At 60.6% G+C, this 26,690-nt stretch carries 22 protein-coding genes and 1 pseudogene; 12 read left to right on the forward strand and 11 right to left on the reverse strand.

The annotated features are described in order from the left end of the window. Positions 1–20: 20 nt before the first annotated feature. On the reverse strand, positions 21–422 hold the full coding sequence (locus AB4N84_RS09345) for an RNA-binding S4 domain-containing protein (RefSeq protein ID WP_074757926.1): 402 nt from the start codon (positions 420–422) through the stop codon (positions 21–23). 323 nt (positions 423–745) lie between these two features. On the opposite strand from AB4N84_RS09345, the gene rimB reads away from it, so the two are divergent. Together rimB and rimK are read left to right on the forward strand one after the other, a co-directional pair. Further along, positions 746–1,228 carry a retropepsin-like aspartic endopeptidase RimB gene (gene rimB, locus AB4N84_RS09350; RefSeq protein ID WP_074757924.1) on the forward strand — a complete coding sequence of 161 codons (483 nt, stop codon included), beginning with the start codon at positions 746–748 and terminating at the stop codon, positions 1,226–1,228. Next, a complete protein-coding gene (rimK, locus tag AB4N84_RS09355; RefSeq protein WP_074757922.1) occupies positions 1,225–2,130 on the forward strand; it encodes a 30S ribosomal protein S6--L-glutamate ligase in 906 nt (301 codons plus the stop codon). Before rimB ends, rimK begins: the two co-directional genes overlap by 4 nt. 110 nt (positions 2,131–2,240) lie before the next feature. Here the strand turns inward: rimK and AB4N84_RS09360 are convergent, their stop codons facing one another. Beyond that, complete coding sequence (locus tag AB4N84_RS09360; protein ID WP_074757920.1) at positions 2,241–3,554, reverse strand: ATP-binding protein; 1,314 nt, start codon at positions 3,552–3,554, stop codon at positions 2,241–2,243. Between the two features lie 165 nt (positions 3,555–3,719). Next, complete coding sequence (ompR, locus tag AB4N84_RS09365) at positions 3,720–4,460, reverse strand: osmolarity response regulator transcription factor OmpR (RefSeq protein ID WP_062379541.1); 741 nt, start codon at positions 4,458–4,460, stop codon at positions 3,720–3,722. Positions 4,461–4,740: 280 nt separating this feature from the next. Between ompR and AB4N84_RS09370 the strand changes: the two genes are divergently transcribed. The 3 genes from AB4N84_RS09370 (at position 4,741) to gshA (ending at position 9,232) form a co-directional block, all read left to right on the forward strand. After that, positions 4,741–7,065: a Tex family protein gene (locus AB4N84_RS09370; protein WP_460046100.1), complete on the forward strand. Its 2,325-nt coding sequence runs from the start codon at positions 4,741–4,743 to the stop codon at positions 7,063–7,065. After that, positions 7,065–7,448: a PaaI family thioesterase gene (locus tag AB4N84_RS09375; protein WP_460046102.1), complete on the forward strand. Its 384-nt coding sequence runs from the start codon at positions 7,065–7,067 to the stop codon at positions 7,446–7,448. The genes AB4N84_RS09370 and AB4N84_RS09375 overlap by 1 nt, the downstream gene beginning before the upstream one ends. Before the next feature lie 197 nt (positions 7,449–7,645). Next, entirely contained in the window at positions 7,646–9,232 is a 1,587-nt protein-coding gene (gene gshA, locus AB4N84_RS09380; RefSeq protein ID WP_074757914.1) for a glutamate--cysteine ligase, read from the forward strand. Positions 9,233–9,347: 115 nt separating this feature from the next. On the opposite strand, the gene argA is transcribed toward gshA, so the two are convergent. Both argA and argE read right to left on the reverse strand, forming a co-directional pair. Then, positions 9,348–10,646, reverse strand: a complete 1,299-nt coding sequence (gene argA / locus AB4N84_RS09385; RefSeq protein ID WP_074757912.1) for an amino-acid N-acetyltransferase — start codon at positions 10,644–10,646, stop codon at positions 9,348–9,350. A gap of 114 nt (positions 10,647–10,760) precedes the next feature. After that, positions 10,761–11,909: an acetylornithine deacetylase gene (gene argE / locus AB4N84_RS09390; protein ID WP_460046103.1), complete on the reverse strand. Its 1,149-nt coding sequence runs from the start codon at positions 11,907–11,909 to the stop codon at positions 10,761–10,763. Positions 11,910–12,075: 166 nt separating this feature from the next. Between argE and AB4N84_RS09395 the strand changes: the two genes are divergently transcribed. Next, entirely contained in the window at positions 12,076–13,443 is a 1,368-nt protein-coding gene (locus AB4N84_RS09395) for a CYTH domain-containing protein (RefSeq protein WP_074757908.1), read from the forward strand. Between the two features lie 153 nt (positions 13,444–13,596). Here the strand turns inward: AB4N84_RS09395 and AB4N84_RS09400 are convergent, their stop codons facing one another. Further along, on the reverse strand, positions 13,597–14,067 hold the full coding sequence (locus tag AB4N84_RS09400) for an Lrp/AsnC family transcriptional regulator (protein WP_074757906.1): 471 nt from the start codon (positions 14,065–14,067) through the stop codon (positions 13,597–13,599). Between the two features lie 162 nt (positions 14,068–14,229). Between AB4N84_RS09400 and AB4N84_RS09405 the strand changes: the two genes are divergently transcribed. Together AB4N84_RS09405 and AB4N84_RS09410 are read left to right on the forward strand one after the other, a co-directional pair. Further along, entirely contained in the window at positions 14,230–14,577 is a 348-nt protein-coding gene (locus AB4N84_RS09405) for a hypothetical protein (protein WP_460046105.1), read from the forward strand. Between the two features lie 111 nt (positions 14,578–14,688). After that, on the forward strand, positions 14,689–16,473 hold the full coding sequence (locus AB4N84_RS09410) for a GspE/PulE family protein (RefSeq protein WP_074757902.1): 1,785 nt from the start codon (positions 14,689–14,691) through the stop codon (positions 16,471–16,473). A gap of 642 nt (positions 16,474–17,115) precedes the next feature. Here the strand turns inward: AB4N84_RS09410 and AB4N84_RS09415 are convergent. Beyond that, positions 17,116–18,165, reverse strand: coding sequence for an L-idonate 5-dehydrogenase (locus AB4N84_RS09415; RefSeq protein ID WP_460046106.1), 1,050 nt, complete (start codon positions 18,163–18,165; stop codon positions 17,116–17,118). A gap of 14 nt (positions 18,166–18,179) precedes the next feature. Next, positions 18,180–18,950, reverse strand: coding sequence for a glucose 1-dehydrogenase (locus AB4N84_RS09420; protein WP_460046107.1), 771 nt, complete (start codon positions 18,948–18,950; stop codon positions 18,180–18,182). 165 nt (positions 18,951–19,115) lie between these two features. Between AB4N84_RS09420 and AB4N84_RS09425 the strand changes: the two are divergent. The 4 genes and pseudogenes from AB4N84_RS09425 (at position 19,116) to AB4N84_RS09440 (ending at position 21,928) form a co-directional block, all read left to right on the forward strand. After that, a pseudogene (locus tag AB4N84_RS09425) lies at positions 19,116–19,996 on the forward strand (LysR substrate-binding domain-containing protein). An 83-nt stretch (positions 19,997–20,079) separates the two neighbouring features. Continuing rightward, entirely contained in the window at positions 20,080–21,033 is a 954-nt protein-coding gene (locus AB4N84_RS09430) for an SPFH domain-containing protein (protein ID WP_074754499.1), read from the forward strand. Between the two features lie 3 nt (positions 21,034–21,036). After that, positions 21,037–21,483, forward strand: a complete 447-nt coding sequence (locus tag AB4N84_RS09435) for an NfeD family protein (RefSeq protein WP_460046109.1) — start codon at positions 21,037–21,039, stop codon at positions 21,481–21,483. 127 nt (positions 21,484–21,610) lie between these two features. Continuing rightward, on the forward strand, positions 21,611–21,928 hold the full coding sequence (locus tag AB4N84_RS09440; protein WP_074754503.1) for a DUF2388 domain-containing protein: 318 nt from the start codon (positions 21,611–21,613) through the stop codon (positions 21,926–21,928). 46 nt (positions 21,929–21,974) lie between these two features. Here AB4N84_RS09440 and gcvP read toward each other — a convergent pair whose 3' ends face one another. The 3 genes from gcvP to gcvT form a co-directional block, all read right to left on the reverse strand. Beyond that, positions 21,975–24,848 carry an aminomethyl-transferring glycine dehydrogenase gene (gene gcvP / locus AB4N84_RS09445; protein WP_460046110.1) on the reverse strand — a complete coding sequence of 958 codons (2,874 nt, stop codon included), beginning with the start codon at positions 24,846–24,848 and terminating at the stop codon, positions 21,975–21,977. Between the two features lie 294 nt (positions 24,849–25,142). Continuing rightward, positions 25,143–25,526, reverse strand: coding sequence for a glycine cleavage system protein GcvH (gene gcvH / locus AB4N84_RS09450; RefSeq protein WP_460046112.1), 384 nt, complete (start codon positions 25,524–25,526; stop codon positions 25,143–25,145). Between the two features lie 52 nt (positions 25,527–25,578). Beyond that, the gene (gcvT, locus tag AB4N84_RS09455) at positions 25,579–26,661 is read right to left on the reverse strand and encodes a glycine cleavage system aminomethyltransferase GcvT (protein WP_074754509.1); all 1,083 of its coding nucleotides are present in this window, start codon (positions 26,659–26,661) and stop codon (positions 25,579–25,581) included. Positions 26,662–26,690 lie beyond the last annotated feature (29 nt).

Below are 26,690 nucleotides of genomic sequence, written 5' to 3' on the forward strand. Positions count from 1 at the left end.
GGAATGAATGAGCGACTGGCTCAATCATCCCCGGAATGAAACTGAAACAACTGGCGGCGCTGCTTCTTCGTGGGTTTGCCATCGGTCGTGACGCCCAGGCTGCCGGCCTTGCGCATCTCGGCCGCCTGCTCACGCTTGGCCAGGCTTTCTGGGGTTTCGCTGTAAAGCAGTTGAGCCTCCGGAGCACCACGACGCACGATAGACAACGCCTTGACCACCACCGTGCGTTCATCGAACCCGGCACGGATCTGAAACTCGTCGCCCACGCGAGGTTCCTTGCCCGGTTTGCACCGCTCGCCCCGGCAGTGCACCTTGCCGCTTTCGATTGCAGCTTTGGCCAGCGCACGCGTCTTGAAGAAGCGCGCAGCCCACAGCCATTTGTCCAAACGAACCTTGTCATCCTCATCTGACTTTTGTGTCATCTGAATTCCTCAATCTGGTGATAGTCAGAACTGTACTACGCAACGTCGAGCACGCAGTAATCTCAAGCCTTGGTTAGAATCCCCCGCATGCAAGCAAGGGAATGCGTTCTGGTGTTCGTCAGGCTATCGTTCCCGGGATTGTCACAATGTGGACCGAGTTGAGCGTTAGAGTCACCCATCAGGCGTCATGCACGCCTGGGAATGGGACTTTTTCGTCGACGCGGATTTTTCTGATGCAGGGCACGGGTTATACGCACTGTATCCAAGGCATTGGCCCAGCTTGAATCTGGCGTCAGGCAGAACGCGCAACGTACGGAATCGCTTTGAAAACATTCGACCATCTCACAGTCATCGGCCTTCGCGAATGGGTGGCGCTGCCCAACTTGGGGGTTGCCGGTCTGCGCGCGAAGATCGACACCGGGGCCAGCACGTCCAGTCTGCACGCCACGGAAATCGAGCCCTTCGAACGCGACGGCGAGAAATGGGTGCGCTTCAACGCGCATCTGGGCACGGTGGTGCAGCTGCGCCATCGACGTTGCGAGGCCCAGTTGGTGGCGATGAAAACCATCAAAAGCTCCAACGGGCACGCACAAGTGCGTTATGTGATTCGCACAACGCTGGCGCTGGGTGATCGAGTCTGGCCGGTGGAGTTCACGCTGGCGTGCCGCAAAGCCATGCGTTATCGCTTGTTATTGGGTTCCAAAGCCCTGATTGACGGCCAACTGGTGGTCAATCCGGGGATTACTTATGTTCAGGACAAGCCGGTGTTTCCGGCCTCTAATTCCTCTCCCACAGGTGTTGCATGAAGATCGCTGTGCTTTCGCGAAACCCGCGTCTGTATTCAACTCGTCGCCTGGTCGAAGCTGGTATTCAGCGTGGCCACGAGGTCGTGGTGATCGATACCCTGCGCGCCTATATGAACATTGCCAGTCATAAGCCGCAGATTCACTACCGAGGCAAACCCCTGGAAGGCTTTGATGCGGTCATCCCGCGGATCGGCGCTTCCGTGACCTTCTACGGCTGCGCCGTGTTGCGTCAGTTCGAAATGATGGGCGTGTTTCCGCTGAACGAATCCGTTGCCATCGCCCGCTCCCGGGACAAGCTGCGCTCGCTGCAGTTGCTGTCGCGGCGCGGCATCGGCCTGCCCGTAACCGGTTTCGCGCACTCTCCCGACGACATCCCGGACCTTATCCAGATGGTCAACGGTGCGCCGCTGGTGATCAAAGTGCTGGAAGGCACTCAGGGCATCGGCGTGGTGCTGTGCGAAACCGCAACCGCAGCGGAATCCGTGATCGAAGCCTTCATGGGCCTCAAGCAGGACATCATGGTTCAGGAGTACATCAAGGAAGCCGGTGGTGCGGATATCCGCTGCTTCGTAGTGGGGGACAAGGTCATCGCGTCGATGATGCGCCAGGCCAAACCCGGCGAGTTCCGCTCCAACCTGCACCGGGGCGGCACGGCCAGCCTGATCAAAATCACGCCGGAAGAACGCATGACCGCCATTCGTGCCGCCAAGGTGATGGGACTGAGCGTCGCAGGCGTGGACATCCTGCGCTCCAACCACGGGCCGCTGGTGATGGAGGTGAACTCATCGCCGGGCCTGGAAGGCATCGAAACCACCACCGGCAAGGACGTGGCCGGGATGATCATTCAGTACATCGAGAAAAACGGTGGGCCGCACATGACGCGGACGAAGGGTAAGGGCTGATTCGTAAAAACGCTCTATAGGAGCCGGCTTGCTGACGAAGCGCTGGGGCAGGCGCTCACGCATTCGCCAGCAGGCCAGCGCTTACACATGGACCGTCACCGCCCGTGCGGTCAAACGGCATCCCGCGGCAGCATCAAACCAAGCGGCAGGCGCACGCGTGCTTCAAGTCCGCCACCCGATCGATTTCGCAATTCGACATTGCCCCCGTGCATCGCGGCAATGCGCTTGACGATTGCCAGCCCAAGTCCGGTGCCCTTGCCGCTGCGGGCGCGGTCGCCACGGATGAACGGGTTGAAAATGCCTTCGAGCTCCGACGGGTCGATGCCCATGCCACGGTCCAGCACGCTCAACACGACGTACGGCGCGCCGCTGTCTCCAGACACATAAGCGGCCACCTCAACGCCGTCACCGGCATGGTGCATCGCGTTGCCGATGAGGTTGTTGAGCAGACGCTTCATCGAAACCCGGCGCAGCGGAAATGGCGGGATCGACTCCAGGCACAAGCGCACCTGCTCGACCGGGCTGTTATAGGGTGCCACGACTTCGTGAACCAACTCGACGAGGTTGACCTCCTCGACCTCTTCATCGCGACCGTCACGAATGAAGGCCAGGAACTGATCGAGGATGGCGTCCATGTCCTCAATGTCGCGAACCATGCCGTCCATGAACTCGTTGTCTTTGGGCATCAGCTCCAGCGACAACCGCAGCCGCGTCAACGGCGTACGCAGGTCGTGAGACACGCCCGCCAGCATCAACTCCCGCTCCTGCCCTGCCTGCTCGACGTCTTCAGCCATCTGGTTGAACGCACGGTACACCTCGGTCATTTCGCTGGGCGTGTCACTGACAGGCAATCGCACGCTGCGGCCCTGCCCCAGCTGCCGCGCGGCGAAGACCAGACGCTTGAGAGGCTGGTTGAGCTGACTGACAAAAATCCAGGCCGACGCTGTGGACAACAGGCCGATCGCCAGGAACCAGCCCAGAACGCTCCAGATCTTCTGGCCACGCAGTGGATGCGGGTACAGCGGGACTTTTAACCAGCCATCGCCCAGGCTGGGAGCTCGCACCCACAGCGCGGGTGGCGCATGCACGCGCAGGCGAACTTCGGTGTCCGCGCCCAGTTCGTCCTGCATCTGCCGCTGATAGATCTCCGAATAAGGCCAATGCTGCTCACCCTCCGGAACCCCGCCGCCCACCACGCGGATCAGACCGGCCGCATCGGCGATGGTCTGCCGGTCGCTTTCGTCTGCCGCCCAATACGCGCGCAAGGTCAAGGCCACGCCGTGACTGTACTGACGGTCAACCAGCACGTCCTCGTTCATCAACAGATAAACCAGGGTCAGCGCCTTGGAAAACAGCACGACGATGAGCACCAGCCACAAGGTGCGGGAGAAAAAGCTTTGCGGGAACCAGAGCGGTGTTTTCATAACAGCAGCTACACACTATGCAGGAGCGAGCCAGGCTCGCGAAATTTCGCGGATCACAAGAGACAGCAAAAACCAGTCACCCCCTCGCTCCTTTCAAGAGCATCGGGGTGACTGGCTCGCAATGCAGGCGTGCAGTGCGCCTGACAGGCAATCTGTCTGTTGCTGTTACTGCTTGTTGGCGCCGTCTGGAACAAACACGTATCCCACGCCCCATACCGTCTGGATGTAACGCGGCTTGGCGGCATCGACTTCGATCAGACGACGCAGACGGGATATCTGGACGTCGATGGATCGCTCCAGCGCGTCCCACTCACGACCCCGCGCCAGATTCATCAGCTTGTCGCGCGTGAGCGGCTCACGGGCGTGCATGACGAGTGCCTTGAGCACCGCGAACTCGCCCGTGGTGAGCATGTGGACTTCCTCACCGCGCTTGAGCTCACGGGTCGCCAGCGACAGTTCGTAATCACCAAACGTGACCGTTTCGTCTTCACTGGCAGGCGCACCGGGAACCGGTACTGCCTGGCGACGCAGAACCGCTTTGACACGCGCCATCAGTTCATCGGGGTTGAAAGGTTTGGCGAGATAGTCGTCCGCACCCAGCTCCAGCCCCTTGATACGACTCAGCTCATCGCCCTTGGCGGTCAGCATGATGATCGGGACCTGATTGTTGGCGGCCCGCAGTCTGCGGCAAGCAGACAGGCCGTCTTCGCCCGGCAGCATCAGATCCAGCACCACGAGGTGGAAGACTTCGCGAGCCAACAGCCGGTCCATTTGCTCAACGTTGGCAACAGCACGGGCACGATAGCCTTTGCTGGTGAAAAAGCGTTCTAACAGGCTGCTCAGACCCGGGTCATCATCAACGATGAGGATTTTCTCGCCTTCAGCCGTTTGTGCAGTGCTGTTCATTGGAAGCTCCTTTGATCTCGGCGCGCATTATGGCGTAGCTGCTGTGATGCGCACCGTGTGCATTGTTAGCAGATTTTTCCTGAGCCGCCACTGGCGCTCTTCCCTGCCCTATTTAGCCGCGCACGGCGCAGTCCGGCGGCAGGATTTCCGGCAACTGACAGGGCGATCCCCTAATCGGGGCTCACTGGGTATAATGCGCCGCCCTCAAGGTCAGGCAACACGCGCTTGCGGCGGTTCGCCAGCAGCTGATTCTTTGCACACACATTTGCCAGGTGGTTTTATGGACAGTATCAACAGCCGCATCGCCGAGGAACTCGGCGTCCGCCCGCAACAGGTCGAAGCGGCCGTCGCGCTACTGGATGAAGGCTCAACGGTGCCTTTCATCGCTCGCTACCGTAAAGAAGTGACTGGCAGCCTCGATGACACGCAACTGCGTCATCTGGAAGAGCGCCTGCGCTATCTGCGCGAGCTCGACGAGCGTCGCATCAGCATCCTTGCCAGCATCGAAGAGCAAGGCAAGCTGACACCGGAGCTGGCGCGCGACATCAAGCTGGCCGACACCAAGACCCGCCTCGAAGACTTGTACCTGCCCTATAAACAGAAGCGTCGCACCAAAGGCCAGATCGCGCTGGAAGCCGGTCTGGGCGAGCTGGCAGACGGTCTGTTCAACGACCCTACGCAAAATCCCGAGACCGAAGCCGCCCGTTTCGTCGATGCCGAAAAAGGCTTCGCTGACGTCAAGGCCGTACTCGAAGGCGCGAAGTACATCCTGATGGAACGCTTCGCCGAAGACGCCACGCTGCTGGAAAAGCTGCGCAGCTTCCTCAAGCAAGAAGCCGTGATCAGCGCCCGCGTGGTGGCTGGCAAGGAAGAAGAAGGCGCCAAGTTCCGCGATTACTTCGAGCATGACGAGCCGCTCAAAAGCATGCCGTCCCACCGCGCGCTGGCGATCTTCCGCGGCCGCAACGAGGGGATTCTGAGTTCGGCGCTGAAAGTCGGCGAAGAACTCCCCGGCACGCTGCATCCGTGCGAAATGATGATCAGCGAGCGTTTTGGCCTGCAGAACCAGAATCGCCCGGCCGACAAATGGCTGGCCGAAGTCGTGCGCTGGACCTGGAAGGTCAAGCTGTATTCGCACCTGGAAACCGACCTGCTGGGTGAGCTTCGCGAGGGTGCAGAGACTGAGGCGATCAACGTGTTCGCTCACAACCTGCACGACCTGCTGCTCGCCGCTCCAGCCGGCCCACGCGCCACCTTGGGCCTGGACCCCGGCCTGCGCACCGGCTGTAAGGTCGCGGTGGTCGATGCGACCGGCAAGCTGCTGGATTACGCCACGGTTTACCCGCACGTGCCGAAGAACCAGTGGGATCAGACCATCGCAGTGCTCGCGGCCCTGTGCGCCAAGCACTCGGTTGACCTGATCGCGATCGGCAACGGCACCGCCAGCCGTGAGACCGACAAGCTGGCCGCCGACCTGATCAAAAAATACCCAGGCCTGAAAATGACCAAGGTCATGGTGTCCGAAGCGGGTGCGTCGGTGTATTCCGCGTCGGAACTCGCCGCCAAGGAATTCCCGGACCTGGACGTGTCGATTCGCGGCGCGGTGTCCATCGCTCGCCGCCTGCAGGACCCATTGGCTGAACTGGTGAAGATCGACCCGAAATCCATCGGTGTCGGCCAATACCAGCACGACGTGTCTCAGCTCAAGCTGGCGCGTGGCCTGGACGCCGTCGTCGAAGACTGCGTGAACGCCGTGGGCGTCGACGTGAATACCGCATCGGTCGCGCTGCTGGCGCGGATTTCCGGCCTGAACACCACTCTGGCGCAGAACATCGTCACACACCGTGACGAGAACGGCGCCTTCAAGACTCGCGCAGCGCTGAAGAAAGTCGCACGCCTGGGTGAGAAAACCTTTGAACAGGCTGCAGGCTTCCTGCGCGTCATGAACGGCGACAACCCGCTGGATTCGTCCGCCGTTCACCCTGAGGCCTATCCGCTGGTGCAGCGCATCGCTGCTGAAACCGACCGCGACATCCGTTCGCTGATCGGCGATGCCAGCTTCCTCAAGCGCCTGGACCCGAAGAAATTCACCGACGAGACCTTCGGCCTGCCGACTGTGACCGACATTCTTCAGGAACTGGAAAAGCCAGGCCGCGACCCGCGCCCCGAATTCAAGACGGCTGAATTCCAGGACGGCGTCGAGGATTTGAAGGATTTGCAACTGGGCATGATCCTCGAAGGCGTGGTGACCAACGTGACCAACTTCGGCGCGTTCGTTGACATCGGCGTGCATCAGGACGGTTTGGTGCACATCTCCGCACTTTCGGAGAAATTCATCAAAGATCCGCGCGAGGCGGTCAAGGCCGGTGACGTGGTGAAGGTCAAGGTCATGGAAGTCGACATCCCGCGCAAACGTGTCGGCTTGTCGATGCGCATGAGCGACACGCCCGGCGAGAAGATCGACGGCGCACGGGGCGCGCGTCCAGGCGCGGCACCGCGTCAGCAGCAGAGCAGCGCGCCACGCAAAGAAACCGCAACAGCTGCCCCGGCCAACAACGCCATGGCATCGCTGTTCGCCAACGCCAAGCAACTGAAGAAACGCTGATGGAAATTCCGGAAGGCCTGACCGAGAGCGCTTACTTCAAGACCCTGGGCTGCACGCTGGTAAGACTCGGCGACGGTGTGGCCGAGGTCACGCTGGCGCTGGAGCCTCATCTGCGCAATCGCGGCAATGTCATGCATGGCGGCGCGTTGTTCAGCCTCGTGGACATCGCCATGGGACTGGCCTGTTCCAGCTCCCACGGCTTCGACAAGCAAAGCGTCACCGTCGAGTGCAAGATCAACTACGTGCGCGGCGTCCCGGATGGCGAAGTCACCTGCATCGGCACGGTGCTGCACGCAGGCCGGCGCACGCTGGTCGTGGAAGCCGAAGTGCGCCAGGACGACAAGCTCGTCGCGAAAGCGCAGGGCACGTTCGCGATCGTCTAGCTGTCTGATAGCGATATGAGTTAATTTCGACACTGTGTAACAGTGTCGAAATTTTCTGATCGCCTTTTAAGATTGATCAGCGACGGGCATCGGCGTTCGGGCCAAAAACGAGGCGAAAACGCCAGTTCCTTTCTTCACCCTTGTAGACCGCCATATCGCCCCCATATAGGGCCGACTGACGCGTGAAGGAATCCAACTTGAGCGAACTTCTCAACCGCCGCCTGGCTTTGCTTGGCGAGCACTCTCACCTCTCCCTTCTGGAGAAGTGCCTGCACGGTATCGAACGTGAATGCCTGCGCGTTACTGACGAGGGCCGGCTGGCCCAGACTCCGCACCCGGAAGCCCTGGGCTCCGCGCTGACCAACGAACAGATCACCACCGACTACTCCGAGTCGCTGCTGGAGTTCATCACGCCGGCGCTGACCAACCCGGCCGATACGCTGGACAGCCTGGAAAAGATTCATCGTTTCGCCTACAGCAAGCTGGGCGGCGAGTACATCTGGAGCCCTTCGATGCCGTGCCCGCTGCCGGCCGAAGAAGACATTCCGATCGCGTATTACGGCACCTCGAACATCGGCAAGCTCAAGTATGTCTACCGCCAGGGCCTTGCTTTGCGCTACGGCAAGACGATGCAATGCATTGCCGGAATTCACTACAACTTCTCGCTGCCAGAAGCCATCTGGCCGGTGCTCAAGCAGACCGAAGCCTTCGAAGGCAGCGACCGTGATTTCCAGTCCGAAAGCTACATTGGCCTGATCCGCAATTTCCGTCGTTACAGTTGGCTGTTGATGTACCTGTTCGGCGCGTCGCCGGCACTGGACGCCAGCTTCCTGCGCGGCCGCTCGCACCAACTGGAGCAGTTCGACGCCGACACGCTGTATCTGCCGTACGCCACCAGTCTGCGCATGAGCGATCTGGGTTACCAGAGCAACGCCCAGGCCGACCTGACGCCGTGCTACAACGATTTGCTGACCTATACCGACAGCCTGCGCAAAGCCGTGGCAACGCCTTACGCGCCTTACGTCGAAATCGGCACGCACAAGGATGGCGAGTGGATTCAGCTCAACACCAACGTGTTGCAGATCGAGAACGAGTACTACTCGACGATTCGTCCGAAGCGCGTCACCTATTCGGGCGAGCGTCCGATTCAGGCCCTGATGGCCCGAGGCGTGCAGTACGTTGAAGTGCGTTGCCTGGACATCAACCCGTTCCTGCCGGTCGGCATCGATCTGCAGCAGTCACGCTTCATCGACGCCTTTATCCTGTTCTGCGCCCTGCAGGAAAGCGCCCAGCTGGCGGACTGCGAGTGCGGTAATGCCAGCAGCAACTTCCTGACAGTGGTGAAAGAAGGCCGTCGTCCTGGGCTGCAACTGAGCCGGAACACCTCAACCGTTGACCTGAAAGACTGGGCCAACGAGCTGCTGGACACGATCGAGCCGATCAGCAGATTGCTGGACCAGAGCCAGGGTATCGACGAGCACGCCAAGTCGCTGGAAGTGCAGCGCGCCAAAGTTGCAGACACGTCCCTGACGCCGTCGGCACAAGTGCTGGCTGCCATGACCGAGCATAAGGAAGGCTTCACTGCGTTTTCGCTGCGTCAATCGCGCACGCATGCCGAGTACTTCCGCGGCCGGCCGTTGAGCGTCGAGGACCAGACGCACTTTGAAACCAAAGCCCGCGAGTCTCTGGCGCAGCAGTCCGAAATGGAACAAAGCGAAGAGCCTGTGGATTTCGACACCTTTGTCGGCGCGTATCAGGCGAGCATTCTGGCGATCAGTAACTGACAAGACGCCGATAAGCACTGTGGGAGGGAGCTTCGCGAGCAAGCTCGCTCCCACAGACATTCCCATCAGGACCCAAGCATGCGTCAGGCCTCGTTCCAGGCCCGACGCACTTCGCTCAAATCGCCTTCTCGAAAATCTTCGAATTACGCTGATAGTTGTACAGCGACGCTCGCGCGCTGGGCAGGCGGTCTACGCTGCTTGGTTCGAAACCACGCTCGCGGAACCAGTGGGCCGTGCGGGTGGTGAGCACGAACAGGGTCTTCAAACCCTGTGCCCGTGCCCTTTCTTCGATGCGCTCCAGCAACTCATCCCCTCGCCCACCGTGGCGGTATTCCGGGTTCACGGCCAGACACGCCAACTCGCCCGTTTCTGAATCAGCAATCGGGTAGAGCGCAGCGCAGGCGATGATCAATCCCTCGCGCTCAACCACGCTGAACTGTTCGATCTCACGCTCCAGCACCTCACGAGAACGGCGCACCAGAATGCCTTGCTCTTCGAGCGGCGTGATCAGGTCGATCAACCCACCGACGTCACCAATCGAAGCCTCGCGAACCAGTTCGAACTGCTCCTGGGCGACCAGCGTGCCGCCGCCTGCGCGGGTGAACAGTTCCGACAGCAAGGCGCCGTCTTCGGCATAGCTCACGATATGACTGCGCGCCACGCCGCCACGGCAGGCCTGTGCGGCGGCATCCAGCAGCTCGGCCTGATAGTTGTTGCCCAGCCTCTGCAGATGCGCCGGAACCTGCTGCGGACGCAGTTCACGCACCAGACGGCCTTGTTCGTCGAGCAGGCCCGACTCAGCGCCGAACAGCAGCAGTTTCTCCGCGCCCAGGTCGATGGCCGCGCGGGTGGCGACGTCTTCACAGGCGAGGTTGAAGATCTCGCCCGTCGGCGAATAACCCAGCGGCGACAGCAGAACGATGGAGCGCTCGTCGAGCAGGCGGTTGATACCCTTGCGGTCAATCCGACGGACTTCACCGGTGTGCTGATAGTCCACGCCTTCGAGCACGCCAATCGGGCGGGCGGTCACAAAGTTGCCGCTGGTGACTCGCAACCGCGAACCCTGCATCGGAGACGCCGCCATGTCCATCGACAGGCGCGCTTCGATGGCGATGCGCAGCGCACCCACCGCGTCGATCACGCACTCAAGGGTGGCGAAGTCAGTCACGCGCATGTCGCGATGAAAATGCGGCGTCAGGCCGCGCGCTTCGAGGCGACTTTCGATTTGCGGACGGGAACCGTGGACCAGCACCAGGCGAACGCCCAGGCTGTGCAGCAACACCAGGTCATGGACGATATTGCCGAAGTTCGGGTGCTCAACGCCGTCGCCCGGAAGCATGACGATGAAGGTGCAATCCCGGTGGGCATTGATATAGGGAGACGCGTGGCGGAGCCAATTGACGTAATCGGGCATATCCGAAAGAGCCTGTAAAAAATGGACGAAGGGTGAAAGCACTCACAACGGCATGGGCTTTATCGTCGGAACAGGCATCGCAACACGCGTTATCTCCTCTGGGCTGAGGCCTACTCACACAGGAGAAAGGCAGTAATGTTCAATCAACTGACGCAATAGACGCACTGTAGGCTGCAAACGTGACATTTCGAGATATTCGCCCGGCTGGTGCGCACAGGCGATGTCGCCGGGGCCCAACACGATCGTTTCGCAACCAAGGCGCTGAAGATAAGGCGCTTCGGTTCCAAATGCCACTGCTTCGGCCGTATGACCTGTCAGACGTTCGGCAACGCGAACCAGTTCCGCATCGGCGCTCTGTTCGAATGGCGCCACTTCCGAAAACAGCGGCGCGTAATCGATCTTTACCTGGTGCAGTTCAGCGAGCGGTTGCAGCTTTTGCCGAATCGCCGCACGGAGCATTTCCGGGTCCATGCCTGGCAGCGGACGCAGGTCAAATTCCAGCGAGCACTGCCCGCAGATCCGGTTCGGATTATCGCCCCCGTGGATGCAGCCGAAGTTCATGGTCGGTGCCGGGACGCTGAATTGCGGGTTCCGGTATTTCTCCTGCCACTGCTGACGCAGGCCCTTGAGCGCGCCAATCGCGTCATACATCGCCTCCAGCGCGCTGTGTCCCAGACTGGGATCCGACGAGTGACCGCTTCGCCCAAGAATCTCGATGCGCTCCATCATCACGCCTTTGTGCAGGCGAATCGGCTTGAGGCCCGTCGGTTCGCCGATCACCGCAGCGCGTCCCAGCACGCCGCCTGCGGCGGCCAACGCCTTCGCGCCGGACATCGAGCTCTCTTCATCGCACGTCGCCAGAATGATCAGCGGCTGCTTGAACGGCTTGTCCAGCAAGGGCTGCAACGCCTCGATGGCCAGTGCGAAGAACCCCTTCATGTCGCAGCTGCCCAACCCCACCCAACGGCCGTCGACTTCTGTCAGCTTCAGCGGGTCGGTCTTCCAGAGTGCGTCGTCGTAGGGAACGGTGTCGCTGTGGCCGGACAACACCAGGCCGCCGGGGCCGGTGCCATAGGTCGCCACCAGATTGAATTTGCCGGGGCTGACGTGCTGGATATCGCAGGCAAAACCCAGATCGCCGAGCCAACCGGCGAGCAGATCGATGACCGCGCGGTTGGACTGGTCCAGCGAGGGCTGCGTACAACTCACCGAAGGCGCGGCGATCAGGGCCGCGAACTGGTCTTTCATGGACGGCAACGGCATGGACGACTCCTGAAATGCAGTGCGACGTGATGGTCATCATAGGGTGATTGGACAGCAGGAATAAACCGTCACGGGTGATGTCCTGTACACTGCACGACCCACGCAGCTGTGTCGATTCCGGCTGCGCCCCCTGTTTATCAGCGATAGAGCGCCTGGATTCCCGGCCATGCAGAAAGAAACCGAAATCAAACTCCGCGTCAGCCGCGAAACCCTTATTGCCCTGCGCGAGCACCCGTTGCTGAAAAAACGCAACAAAAGCGGCTGGGAGCGTCTGGAGCTGTTCAATCAGTACTTCGACACACCTGAGCGCGAACTCGCTCAGGCCAAGGTTGCGCTGCGTTTGCGCCGTGACGGCGACGCGATCATCCAGACCCTCAAGACCCGCGGCCAGAGCGTCGCCGGTCTGTCCGAGCGTAACGAATACAACTGGGACGTGCCCAAGGCCAAGCTGGACCTCAAGAAGCTCGACGGCGAGTGCTGGCCCGAGCAACTGGCGGATCTGGACAAGAAAACCATCAAGCCGCTGTTCACCACCGATTTCGTCCGCGAAAAGGCCGAGATTGCCTGGGGCCGCGGCAAATCCAAGGTCGTGATCGAAGCGGCGCTGGACTTGGGCAACGTCATCGTCGGCAAGCAGAAGGAGGAAATCTGCGAGCTGGAGCTGGAACTGCGCGAAGGCGAACCCGCTGCCCTGCTGGAGCTGGCCGCCGAGCTGGCCGAGAAGCTGGCATTGATGCCGTGTGACATCAGCAAGGCCGAGCGTGGTTATCGCCTGTTCGACGCTGGCAGTTACTCGGTCAAGCTGCCGGCGCCTGAGCTGCACGCCGAAACCTGCGTTGACGACGCCTACAATGCGGTGGCCTGGTACCTGTTGGGCAGCAGCCAGCGCCTGGCTGAGCAGTATCGCTTCAACGGTCACTGGAACCTGTTGCAGGAATGGGTCGAGGTGCTCGCCGAGCTGCGCGCACTGACCGGCAGCCTGGGTCAGGCTGCTCCACGCGCCACCACCCACGATCTGCGTGCTGCGCTTGATGCGTTGCTGGAAGACTGGCGCACGCTGGTGCTGGCCGGTCGGGATGATGCCGATGTGCGCGCTGCTGCGCATGAGCAGTTCATCGAAGAGCTGGAAGACCCGCGTTGGGGCCTGTTCTCGCTCACCACCTCGCGCTGGTTGATGGAGCGCAGCTGGACCGCCGAGCGCAACAACCGTGGCAATCGTCAGGGCAACGCGATGCTCAGCAGCTGGGTCCCGCGCTTCCTCGGTGACGAGGCAACGGCGCTCAATCTGGCGCGCTACCAGCAACAGCCCGAAGATCTGGCCGAGCAACTGCCACGCATCGAGCGCATTCAGGTGTGGCTGCATTACGCACGTCACACGCTGGAGCTGCCGGAACTGGATCGCTTGTACGGCGAGATGAACAAGCTAGAGCAGCTGGCGCATCTGGACATCAGCGACGAAATCCTCGAAGCCCGCGTGCAGCAAACCATTACTGTGCTGCAAAGCCGGGCGTGGAAGACGTTGCTGAAGCTTTAAGGCCCGGTCCCAATACCTGTAGCAGCGCGCTTGCCCGCGAAGGCGGTGGATCAGTCACATGGATGGCGGCTGACACCCCCTTAATCGCGGGCAAGCGCGCTCCTGCAAGGGATAACGCCATGTTCAGCCGCATGCAAAAGATCCGGGCCACGATCACTTCACGATCGGCAAACTCGTCGTCGATTTGATCTCCGACAGCGCAACGGTCGAGTTCACCTCCTGAATCCCTGGCACCAGCGACAGCTTCTCAAAGAAAAACCGCTCATACGCTTCGATGTCCGGTGTCACGATGCGCAGCAGAAAGTCCACCGACCCCATCAGCACATAACATTCCAGCACCTCCGGAAATCCGCGAATGGCTTCGGTGAATTCCGTGAAGTTGGAACGCCCGTGGGCGTTGAGTTTCACCTCCGCGAAGATCTGGGTGTTCAGACCAATCTTCTTGCGATCCAGCAAGGTCACCTGCCGCCGAATCACGCCTTCGTCCTTCAATCGCTGGATCCTTCGCCAGCATGGCGATTGGGACAGACCAACCTCTTCAGCGATCTGCGCGCTCGACAGCGAGGCATCTTCCTGAAGAAGCGCCAGTATCTTGCGATCGTAGGCATCCAGCTCGATTTGCATAAGTTATCTCCTAAATCATCAAGCTGCGCATTAACAAGTCTAAACAAGCGTAAACCAGCCGATCTTGGATCAGAAATTTCTTTTTCAGCATGTAAAAATTTCTCTCACTCACACAGCTCATCGCGGTCCCGCTGACCGACGACGAAAACAGGAGCGTTCAACATGCCTCACCTCGAATCAGTGCCCTGCGCCCCGCTTCGCCCCGACGCCTGGTCTGTTAGCAACGCCCACTGTCGGTCGCGCTTCCAGATCCTCGCTGAAGCCGAGCCTGACCTGATTTGCCGGGTGTTGAACCTGTTCGCCATGCAATACCTGATTCCTCAGCAAGTCAGCGTGCTGCAGCAGGAAGGCATGCTGATGATCGAGGCCGAAGTGGATGGCATGACCTGGCATCGCGCTCAGGTCATTGGCGAAAAAATGCGCAATCTGATCAATGTTTGCTCAGTGGATCTGGAACCGATCGGCGATTTGCACGTCCTATCCGAGCCCGTCTCACTCGCTGTCGGTTGAGTGGCCGAAAATATTGGCAACGCTTCACTACCTGCAGGACGCAACAACTGGCACGCTTGGGACTACTCTTGCTTACTCACGAAGTAAGTCGTCTCGTCCGAAGGAGCCCGCATGTCCGTCCTCGCCTCATCATCCCAGGACCGCTGGCTGGATCTGAATGAAGTCCTGCGTGATCTCGTCGCACAGGAATACATCGATCAGGACAATGCTGAATACGCATTGACCCTGCGCCGAACCGCGCAAAATCTGCAAATTCATCCCCTTGAGTTCATTTCCGCCCAGCAGTTCGACAACCTTAAACGCCCCGGCAAAAAGCTCGATCTGGAAACCCTCACCGCGTGGCTGGCCGAACAGGCCGGCCAGCCGTACATGCGCATCGACCCGCTGAAGATCAACGTGGCGGCCGTCACTCCGGTGATGTCCTATGCCTTTGCCCAACGCCACAAGATTCTGGCGGTCGCCGTGGACCGGGACGCTGTAACCATTGCCAGCGCGCAGCCTTTTGTGAAAGCGTGGGAAGCCGACCTGACGCACGTGCTGAAGATGCCGATCAAGCGCGTGGTCGCCAATCCGGTCGATGTGCAGAAGCTGGCGGTGGAGTTTTATCGACTGGCCAAGTCGGTCAGCGGCGCCAGCGCGACCGATCAAAAAATGAGCAACCTGGGCAACTTCGAACAGCTGCTCAAGCTCGGCGCCAGCGATCAGGAACCCGATGCCAACGACGCGCACATCGTCAACATCGTCGACTGGCTGTTCCAGTACGCGTATCAGCAGCGCGCCAGCGACATTCACATCGAACCTCGCCGGGAAGCAGGCACCGTGCGCTTCCGTATCGACGGTGTGCTGCACACCGTTTATCAATTTCCACCTCAAGTGACGATGGCGGTCACCAGCCGACTCAAGAGCCTGGGGCGCATGAACGTCGCCGAGAAACGCAAGCCGCAGGACGGGCGGGTCAAGACCAAGACTCCGGACGGCGGCGAGGTGGAATTGCGCTTGTCGACGCTGCCGACGGCGTTCGGCGAAAAAATGGTGATGCGGATTTTCGACCCTGAAGTGCTGCTCAAGGACTTCGACCAACTGGGTTTCTCGGGAGACGACCTGCGTCGCTGGGAAGGCATGACGCATCAACCCAACGGCATCATCCTGGTGACCGGACCCACCGGTTCCGGCAAGACCACCACGCTGTACACCACGCTGAAGAAGCTGGCGACCTCGGAAGTGAACCTCTGCACCATCGAGGACCCGATCGAAATGGTCGAGCCCTCGTTCAACCAGATGCAGGTGCAGCACAACATTGACCTCACCTTCGCCAGCGGCGTGCGTGCGTTGATGCGGCAAGACCCTGACATCATCATGATCGGCGAGATTCGCGACCTGGAGACGGCCGAAATGGCGATCCAGGCGGCGTTGACCGGTCACTTGGTGCTGTCGACCCTGCACACCAACGATGCGCCGAGTGCGATCAGTCGTCTGCTGGAACTCGGCGTGCCGCATTACCTGCTCAAGGCAACGATTCTCGGCGTTATGGCCCAGCGTCTGGTGCGCACACTTTGCCCGCACTGCAAGGCGCCGGTGGAGATCGATGAGGTGGATTGGCAAACCCTGACGCGTCCGTGGCAAGCGGCTGTGCCCACCGGTGCCCACCGCGCCGTCGGGTGCGCGGAGTGCCGTGACACCGGCTATCGCGGACGCGCCGGGGTGTACGAAATCATGCTGATGTCCGACGCCGTGAAATCGCTGATCACGGCGGACCTCGACCTCACGGCGCTGCGCCGGCAAGGCTTTAAAGACGGGATGCGCAGTTTGCGGTTGTCCGGCGCACAGAAAGTCGCGGCCGGGTTGACGACTGTCGAGGAAGTGCTGCGCGTGACACCGCAGAGCGAACAGCGCTAGCTCTGGCTGCCCCGAAACGCCTGTGGGAGCGCGCTTGCCCGCGAAATGCCGGTACATCCGATGCACCTGTGTCGCCTGATACATCCATCGCGGGCAAGCGCGCTCCTACAAATCATGCGGTGTCAGCGATTTTGCGTCGTACCTCAATCAACTGTAGGAGCGCGCTTGCCCGCGAAATGCCGGTCCATCCGATGCACCTGTGTCGCCTGATACATCCATCGCGGGCAGGCGCGTTCCTACAGGTTATGTGGTGCCAGCAACCTCGCGTCTTACCTCAATCCACTGTAGGAGCGCGCTTGCCCGCGAAATGCCGGTACATCCGATGCACCTGTGTCGCCTGATACATCTATCGCGGGCAAGCGCGCTCCTACAAATCATGCGGTGTCAGCGATTTTGCGTCGTACCTCAATCAACTGTAGGAGCGCGCTTGCCCGCGAAATGCCGGTCCATCCGATGCACCTGTGTCGCCTGATACATCTATCGCGGGCAAGCGCGCTCCTACAAATCATGCGGTGTCAGCGATTTTGCGTCGTACCTCAATCAACTGTAGGAGCGCGCTTGCCCGCGAAATGCCGGTACATCCGACGCACCCGTGTCGCCTGATATATCTATCGCGGGCAAGCGCGCTCCTACAGGGGTTACTCACACATCCTTCACCCCGAAATCCAGCACGACTTTCATCGCCTGCTGCTTGTCACCCGCCAGCTCGAACGCCTGCACTGCCTCGTGAAACGGTAGGGTGTGCGAGATGACAGGCGTTACATCGATCACTTTCCGATTGAGCAGGTCCACTGCCTGGGCGAATTCGGGATGAAAGCGAAACGTGCCGCGCAGGTCAATTTCCTTGCCGACGATCAGGTTCAGCGGGATAGACACATCCCCGCCCAGCCCAACCGTGACCACCACACCACGTGGCCTCATACAGGCCAGCCCATCACGCAGTGCCTGGGCGCTACCCGACGCTTCGAACATGACATCGAAATGGCCTTTTTCGGCGGTGTATCGCGCCAGGGCTTCGGGCTCGTGCTTGAGGTTGTGGATGTCGCTGGCGCCCATCCGCCGCGCGCACGCCAGCGCACTGTCGCTCAAGTCTGCGGCAACGATCTGCAGCGCTCCTGCCGCTTTCAGGCTGCCGATCAACAGATTGCCAATCGGCCCACAGCCAGTCACCAGAACACGCTTGCCGAACACACCGCCCGCGCGCTGAATCGCATGCAGGCCGACTGACAACGGTTCGGCCAGCGCCCCTTCAGCCAAGGTTGTCGTCGGCGCCAGCACATGCGCCTGGCTGCTCTCGATCACCAGCGTTTCCCGAAACGCCCCCTGAATATGGGGGAACGGCATCGCACTGCCGTAAAAACGCATGTTCAGGCAGTGATTGAGCATGCCCTCGTGGCAGTACGTGCAGCCGCCACACGGCCGGGAAGGTGAAACAGAAATACGCTGGCCGACACTGAACCCGCTCTGCGCATCACCCACTTCCGCGATAACGGCCGAGATTTCATGGCCGAGCACCATCGGCTCTTTCAGACGCACCGCACCGAAACCGCCGTGCTGGTAGTAATGCAGATCCGAGCCGCAGATCCCGCCCCGGGCAACGCGCACGCGAAGCTGGCCGGACGTCAGCGCAGCAGCTTGGTCTTCGGCTTCTACGCGAAGGTCTTTCGGGGCGTGGCAGACAATGGCTTGCATGAAGGTTCTCCGGATTACAACGACGCTGTGATGGCGCCGTCGACGTAAAGGATGTGGCCGTTGACGAAGCTGGCGGCGTCGGACGCGAGGAACACCGCCGCGCCTTTCAGTTCAGACACCTCACCCCAGCGACGGCTCGGCGTACGCTGCACCAGCCAGTCGCTGAACTCAGGATTGGCGACCAACGCAGCGTTCAGCTCGGTCTTGAAGTAACCCGGCCCGATGCCGTTGACGTTGATGCCATAAGGACCCCAGTCGATCGCCATGCCTTTGGTCAGCATTTTCAGCGCGCCTTTGCTGGCGGTGTAGGGCGCAATGCCGGGGCGGCCCAGCTCACTTTGCACTGAACAGATATTGATGATCCTCCCGCGCCCGCGAGGAATCATGCAACGCGCCACTGCCTGACCGACGAAAAAAGCGCTGTCCAGATTGGTGCGCATCAACTCGTGCCAGTTCGCTTCGGTGAAATCCGCCAGCGGCCCGCGTCGCTGGATTCCGGCGTTGTTGACCAAAATATCCAGCGGTCCGACCCGGCTTTCGATCGCCTGAACGGCAGCACTGACCGCTGCGCTGTCGGTGACATCGAAGCATTGAGTGTGAACCTCGTGCCCGTCCGCAGCCAATGTGGCGGCTGCGGCGTTCAGGGTGTCGGCGTTTCTGCCGTTGAGGACAACGGTGGCCCCCGCCTCGGCCAATCCTCGTGCAATGGCCAGCCCGATGCCGGCACTGGAGCCGGTTACCAGCGCGACTCTTTCGTCGAGACGAAAACTTTCCAGAACAGCCATTAGTCTTTCTCCTCTTATGCGGCCGACAGTCGATCATGCGTTGTGATGAGGGGCTGCAGGGCCCATCATCCCTTCATGACAGCACTTCAGCTCACCTGCAGCCCTTCGTCCAATGGTGATTGGTGATGTCCTGATCATGTTTTTTGATAACCCGCGGATCCGTTGATGGAACTCAAACACCTGCGAGCCTTTGTCACGTTGGCCGAGGAGCTGCATTTCGGTCGTGCGGCACAGCGGCTCGCCATCGTGCAGCCGGCGCTGAGCATGCAGATAAGGCACTTGAGGAGTGGCTGGGTGTTCGTCTGCTCGATCGCAATCGACACTCAGTGACGCTCACCGAGGTGGGCCGGCTGTTTCTCGAAGAAGCCCGTGCCACGTTGCACCAGGCGCAACGCTCGGCCGACGTGGCGCGAGGGCTGGGCCGCGGGGAAACCGGTCGAATCCGTCTCGGTTTCGTGTCCTCGGTGTTGCCAGAGCTGCTACCGACGCTGATTCGACACGCCCACCAGCGTTACCCCGGCATCAAGCTGGAGCTCAAGGACATGCCCGGCCCCGATCAGGTGCAGGCCCTCAAGAGCGGTCAACTCGACTTCGGCCTGATGCGCCTGCCCGCTCCGTACTCCGGCGTGCAAACGCAGGTCGTGCTGCACGAGTCGATCATCGTCGCGCTGCCGGCCGATCATCCGCTTGCCGCGCATTCGATCATCGAGGTCACTGAACTCGCACAACAGCCCGTTCTGGTGCTCGCCCGGCGTTACGCCGCCGGCTTTCATGACGGGCTTATGCGCGCGATTTCCGAACACGGCGGCAAACTGGACATCGCCGACGAGCTTGGTGAATTCACGACGATGCTCGCGCTGGTGTCGGCAGGTCTTGGCATCGGCCTGTTACCTCAACATGCGGGACGCGCGCTGCCGCCCAACGTGGTGTCGCGCCCGCTGAACCTCGGTGATTTCCGTGCCGTCACCGGCCTGGGCTGGACGTCGCTGGACACCGCCGTGAAGACCACAGCCTTCAATCTGATGCGCGAGCTATTCTTCAATTGATACAGAAAAAGTCGCAGAGCGGATTCCGATCCCCGTACTCTCTGCCGGATCTTTAATTCATCAGCAGCCAACAGGGATACGTTATGCAAATCGGTAGTGTGGTTTTACTGTTCGTCGCGCTGGCCATCGCCATCGTGTTCATGGGCTTCAAGGTCGTGCCGCAGGGTTATCAGTGGACCGTCGAGCGCTTCGGTCGCTACACCAACACCCTCAAGCCCGGCCTGAACATCATCGTGCCGGTGATGGATCGCATCGGGCACAAGATCAACATGATGGAAACCGTTCTGGACATTCCGCCGCAGGAAGTCATCACCTCGGATAACGCCACCGTGCAGATCGACGCCGTGTGCTTCTACCAGGTCGTGAACTGCGCCCAGGCCGCGTACGAGGTCAACAACCTGCAGCATGCCATTCGCAATCTGCTGCAGACCAACATCCGTACCGTACTCGGCTCCATGGAACTGGACGCCATGCTCAGCCAGCGTGACGGTATCAACGAACGCCTGCTGCGCATCATTGATGAAGCCACCGCGCCATGGGGCATCAAGATCACCCGGATCGAAATCAAGGACATCAGCCCGCCCGCCGACCTGATGGCGGCGATGTCCGGGCAGATGAAAGCCGAGCGGATCAAACGTGCTCAGATCCTGGAAGCAGAAGGCTCGCGCGCGTCGGCGATTCTGACCGCTGAAGGTAAAAAGCAGGCGCAGATTCTGGAAGCCGAAGGCGAGCGTCAGGCCGCCTTTCTGGAGTCCGAGGCCCGTGAACGTCAGGCCGAAGCGGAAGCTCGCGCCACACAAGTGGTGTCCGAGGCGATTGCCGCCGGTGACGTGCAGGCCATCAACTATTTCGTTGCGCAAAAGTACATCGATGCCCTGGGCAAGTTGTCATCGGCCAACAACAGCAAGGTGATCCTCATGCCGCTGGAAGCGAGCCAGATGATCGGTGCCATTGGCGGCATTGGCGAGATCGTCAAAGCCACATTCGACAAAGGCGGTCCCGACAAAAACCGCCCCGATGCCGGCCGGCGAGTCTGAGCCATGTGGGATTACCTGCAAAATCTGTCGTTCTGGGACTGGCTGGGGCTAGGCACGGTACTGCTGATCCTGGAAGTGTTCGGCGCTGGCGGGTATCTGCTGTGGATTGGCGTGGCGGCAGCGGGGGTCGGCATCCTCACGTACGTGATTCCGGCGATGAGCTGGGAGGTGCAGTTTCTGCTGTTCGCGGTGCTGTCGGTGCTGACCGCGTTGTATTGGTGGCGGCGCCAGCGCAGCGTGTTGCGTCAATCCGATCAACCGGGCCTGAACATGCGCGGCTCAGAGCTGATCGGCAGAACCTTCGTGGTGCACGACGCCATTGTCGGAGGGCGCGGCAAGATCAAGGTCGGTGACGGCGTGTGGATGGTGGTTGGCCCCGATACACCGGTGGGCAATCAGGTGAGGGTCATCGCTCAAGACGGCGCGATTCTGAAGGTTGAGGCGGTGTGATTCGCGCTCGTCAACATGGAATGCCTGATCTGGCCAGAGCCGCCCGGTTTTCACTGCCCCCACGGAACTAGATCGGGGCCGGGCGTATCAAATCATTTCAGAACAAACCAAGTCGGAGTAACCCGCCATGCGTCTCAAACTTGCTGTAGCCACGTTAGCTCTGCTTTCCCTGCCAGTCGGTTCAGCAATGGCTGACGGCTTCTTGCGCGACGTCATTTCGTCCGGCGCAACCACAGGCTCTACCTACCTGACCTTCCGGCACCACAAGCTGATCGTCGCGGCGCAGGATGACGCCGGCAGCTTCGTCGCCAGCAACGGCGCGATCCGCGGTCCTTACCTGGAAGCGGCCATGGATCAGGTTCGCAAGGACAACCCTGGCCTGAACGCCTCGGACATGGACTTGGCCAACGCGATTCTGGCGAAGAACCTCGTCGCCGAACAGTAAACATGCTGCACACAAAAATGCCGCTCTTCGGAGCGGCATTTTTGTGTCAACGGTAATCGTCCACCGGCACGCAGGCGCAGAACAGGTTGCGGTCGCCGTAGACATTGTCGACCCGGTTCACGGTCGGCCAGTATTTGTGCTGACGCGTGTGCGCCGTCGGCGTTACCGCCTCGGCAATGCTGTAGGGACGGTCCCAGACACCCGTGATGTCCGCCAAGGTGTGCGGCGCGCGCTTGAGCGGGTTGTCTTCTGCCGGCCACGTGCCGTTCTGAACCTGAGTGATCTCGGCGCGAATACTCAGCATCGCTTCGATGAAGCGATCCAGTTCCGCCTTGGGCTCGCTCTCGGTGGGCTCGATCATCAGCGTTCCGGGTACCGGGAATGACATGGTCGGTGCGTGGAAACCGTAATCCATCAAGCGTTTCGCAACGTCCTCCTCGCTTATTCCGGTTTCCGCTTTGAGCGGGCGCAGATCAATAATGCACTCGTGAGCGACGCGGTCGTTGCGCCCGGTGTACAGCACCGCAAACGCGCCTGTGAGTTGCTGAGCCAGGTAGTTGGCCGACAGAATCGCCACCTCGCTGGCGTCTGCCAGTTGCGGCCCCATCATCGCTATGTACATCCAGCTGATCGGCAAGATGCTCGCACTGCCCCACGGGGCTGCGCTGACAGCGGTGTTCTCGGCATTCGGGCCTTCCAGCGAGATCACCGGATGGTTGGCCACGAACGGCGCCAGGTGCGCCCTCACGCCAATGGGCCCCATGCCCGGTCCGCCGCCGCCATGGGGAATACAGAACGTCTTGTGCAGGTTCATGTGGGACACGTCTGCGCCGATGTCGGCCGGACGCGCCAGGCCGACCTGTGCATTGAGGTTGGCGCCGTCCATGTACACCTGACCGCCGTGCTGGTGGATCACCTCGCAAATGTCCCGGATACCCTCCTCGTATACGCCATGGGTCGAAGGATAGGTCGCCATCAGACACGACAAGTCTTCGCCAGCGGCCTGGGCCTTGGCTTTCAAATCCTCAAGGTCGACGTTGCCCGCGGCGTCGCATTCGACGATCACCACGCGCATCCCGGCCATCTGCGCCGAAGCCGGGTTGGTGCCGTGGGCCGAGGACGGAATCAGACAGATATCACGGCGCCCCTGCTGGCGACTCTCGTGGTACTTGTGGATGGCCAGCAAACCCGCGTACTCGCCCTGGGCGCCGGAGTTGGGCTGCATGCAAATCGCATCGAACCCGGTGATCGCGCACAGCCAGGCCTCCAGCTCATCGATCATTGCCTTGTAACCCCTGGCCTGCTCGACGGGCGCAAAGGGATGCACGTTGGCGAACTCCGGCCAGGTGATCGGGATCATCTCGCTGGTCGCGTTGAGTTTCATGGTGCAGGAGCCGAGCGGAATCATGGACTGGTTCAGCGCCAGATCCTTGTTTTCCAGTTGCTTGAGGTAACGCAGCATTTCGGTTTCGCTGTGATGAGCGTTGAACACCGGGTGCGTGAGATAAGGCGAACCGCGCGCCAGGCTGTCAGGAATGCCCGATGCCAACATTTCGGCATCGAGGTCCGCGACCTTCAAGCCATGATCGGCACCGCAGAAAATATCCAGCAGCGTGTCGACGGTCTGCTCATCACAGCTTTCATCCAGACTCAGGCCCAGCTTGCCGCTGCCCAGTATTCGCAGGTTGAACTGCGCAGCGCTGGCGCTTTCCAGAATCGCTGTCTGCGCGCCGCCGACATCCAGGGTCAGCGTATCGAAAAAGTGCTGATTGACGCGCCGAATGCCTTTGCGCTCAAGCCCGGTTGCCAGAATTGTGGTCAGCCGGTGCACGCGCTGGGCGATGCGTTTGAGGCCTTCGGGCCCGTGATACACCGCGTAGAGGCTGGCGATATTGGCGAGCAGCACTTGGGCGGTGCAGATGTTGGAATTGGCCTTCTCGCGACGAATATGTTGTTCGCGGGTTTGCAGCGCCATCCTCAACGCGACGTTGCCGCGTGCGTCTTTGGACACGCCGATGATGCGGCCCGGAATACCGCGCTTGAATTCTTCACGGCACGCGAAATAAGCCGCGTGTGGGCCGCCATACCCCATCGGTACGCCAAAGCGCTGAGACGAACCGAACACGACATCGGCGCCCATTTCCCCTGGCGGTGTAAGCATCAGCAGACTCAGCAAGTCGGCAGCCACACAGGCCAGCGCCTGCTGTGCGTGCAGGTGTTCGATCAGCGGCCGCAGGTCACGTATTTCTCCATGGGTGTCTGGGTATTGCAGCAGCGCGCCGAACACCTGATGGCTGGCGAGGTTATCCACAGGCCCCACGATCAGCTCAAACCCGAAACCTTCGGCACGGGTTTGCACCACCGACAGTGTCTGCGGGTGACAGTTTTCGTCGACGAAGAAGGCGTTGCTTTTGGATTTGGCGATGCGCTTGGCCAACGCCATCGCTTCGGCTGCCGCCGTGGCCTCATCGAGCAGCGAAGCGTTGGCCATGGCAAGACCGGTGAGGTCGATGGTCATCTGCTGAAAGTTGAGCAGCGCTTCGAGTCGACCTTGGGCGATTTCGGGTTGATAAGGCGTGTAGGCCGTGTACCAGCCGGGATTTTCCAGCACGTTGCGCAGGATAACGTTGGGCGTGATTGTGCCGTGATAGCCCATGCCGATGACACTGGTCCACACCTGATTGCGAACGGCATAAGCTTTCAGCTTGCTCAACGCGGCTTCTTCGCTCAGTGCTGCGGGCAAGTCCAGCGCACGGTTCAGCCGGATGGCAGGCGGGACGGTTTGTTCAATCAGCTCGGTGCGGCTGGCAAGGCCGAGGGATTCAAGCATCGCCTGCTGCTCGGCGGCATCGGGGCCGAGGTGGCGACGCAGAAACGCATTGGGGTCGTGCAACTGGCTCAGGGATGGCGACGTGGACATAACGGCCTCTCTCTTTACTGGACGACTAAGCCGCGATGGGCGGAGCTTTAGAGTCTAGAAAGGGATTGGCGGTTGTGTGGAGAAAGTCTATAGATGAGTGCAATGCAGTCACTGCAGGAGCGTGGCCAGCAATGCAATCGTTTTAGGAGCGTGGCTTGTCCCGCGATCTGCCGGGCACCGGCAGCAAACCCGGTAAACGCGGTTTGCCTGACGCAGAGATTGCGTCTGATTTTGCTGCTGCTGCGCAGCAGATCGCGGGACAAGCCACGCTCCTACAGTGTTAGATCTACGCAATTACTCGCCGATCGCAGCCTTGTAAGCATCCGCATCCAGCAGTTTGGCCAGATCACCGTCGGCGTTGCTTGGTTTGACCTTGAAGATCCACGAGCTGTAAGGCGAATTGTTTAGCTCTTCCGGTGCGTCGCCCAGGCTTTCGTTGACTTCGACCACTTCGCCAGCCACCGGCGAGTAGATGTCGGAAGCGGCTTTTACAGACTCCACCACACCGGCTGCATCGCCAGCGGCGAATACCTTGCCGATTTCCGGCAGCTCGACGAACACCACGTCGCCCAGCGCTTCTTGCGCATGATCGGAGATACCGACCACGATCAGATCACCCTCTTGCTTGGCCCACTCATGGCTTTCGGCAAAACGCAGTTCGGCGGGAATAGTGCTCATTTTTTATCCTCTCTACATCATCAGGTCAGCGGAGAAACCCGCCAGGGAGTTGTTAAATCAGGGCCTTTCCATGGCGCACGAACGTCGGCTGGACCACGCGAACCGGGTACCACTTGCCACGGATTTCCACCTCGGCACGATCAGCGGTCGCCATCGGAACACGCGCCAAGGCAATCGACTTGCTTAGCGTAGGAGAGAAACTACCACTGGTGATCTCTCCTTCGCCAACTTCCGCTATTCGGACGACCTGATGCGCGCGCAGAACACCCCGTTCCTCGAGCACCAGCCCGACAAGCTTGGAGGCAATTCCTTTGGTGCGCTCGGCTTCCAGCGCAGCACGGCCGATAAAATCGCGGTCCTCCGGTTTCCAGGCCACCGTCCAGCCCATGTTGGAGATCAAGGGTGACACCTGCTCGTCGATTTCCTGACCGTACAGGTTCATGCCGGCTTCCAGACGCAAGGTATCGCGCGCACCCAGCCCGATCGGGGAAATGCCCGCTCCGACCATGTCGTTGAAGAAGCTGCAGGCTTGCTCGGCCGGCAGGATGATTTCCAGCCCGTCCTCGCCGGTGTAACCCGTACGGGCAATGAACCAGTCGCCTTCCTGCTGGCCTTCGAACGGTCGCAGGGTGTGGATAAGTTCAGCGCGGGCCTGTGTTACCAGCTCGCCGATCTTCTGCCGGGCGTGCGGACCCTGAATGGCCAGCATGGCCAACTCGGCGCGGTGAGTCAGGTGCACGTCGAAACCGGAAAGATGGGCATTCATCCAGGCCAGATCCTTGGCGCCGGTGGCCGCGTTGACCACCAATCGGTAACCCTGTTCGGTCAGGTAGACGATCATGTCGTCGACGATCCCGCCCTGGGTGTCGAGCATGGCGCTGTAGAGCGCTCGTCCGGTGTGCTGCAGTCGGCCGACGTCGTTGGCCAGCAGGTGTTGCAACCATGGCTTGGCCTGGCTGCCTGAAACGTCAATGACGTGCATGTGCGACACATCGAAAATCCCACAGTCGCGGCGCACCTGATGGTGTTCTTCGACTTGTGAACCGTAGTGCAACGGCATATCCCAACCACCAAAATCGACCAGCTTCGCGCCAAGCGCGAGGTGCAGGTCAAAGAGGGGCGTGCGCTGTCCCATGGGTGTCTCCTTCCGGGCTTGGCGAAGAC

Source organism: Pseudomonas sp. S2_H01, assembly GCF_054668305.1.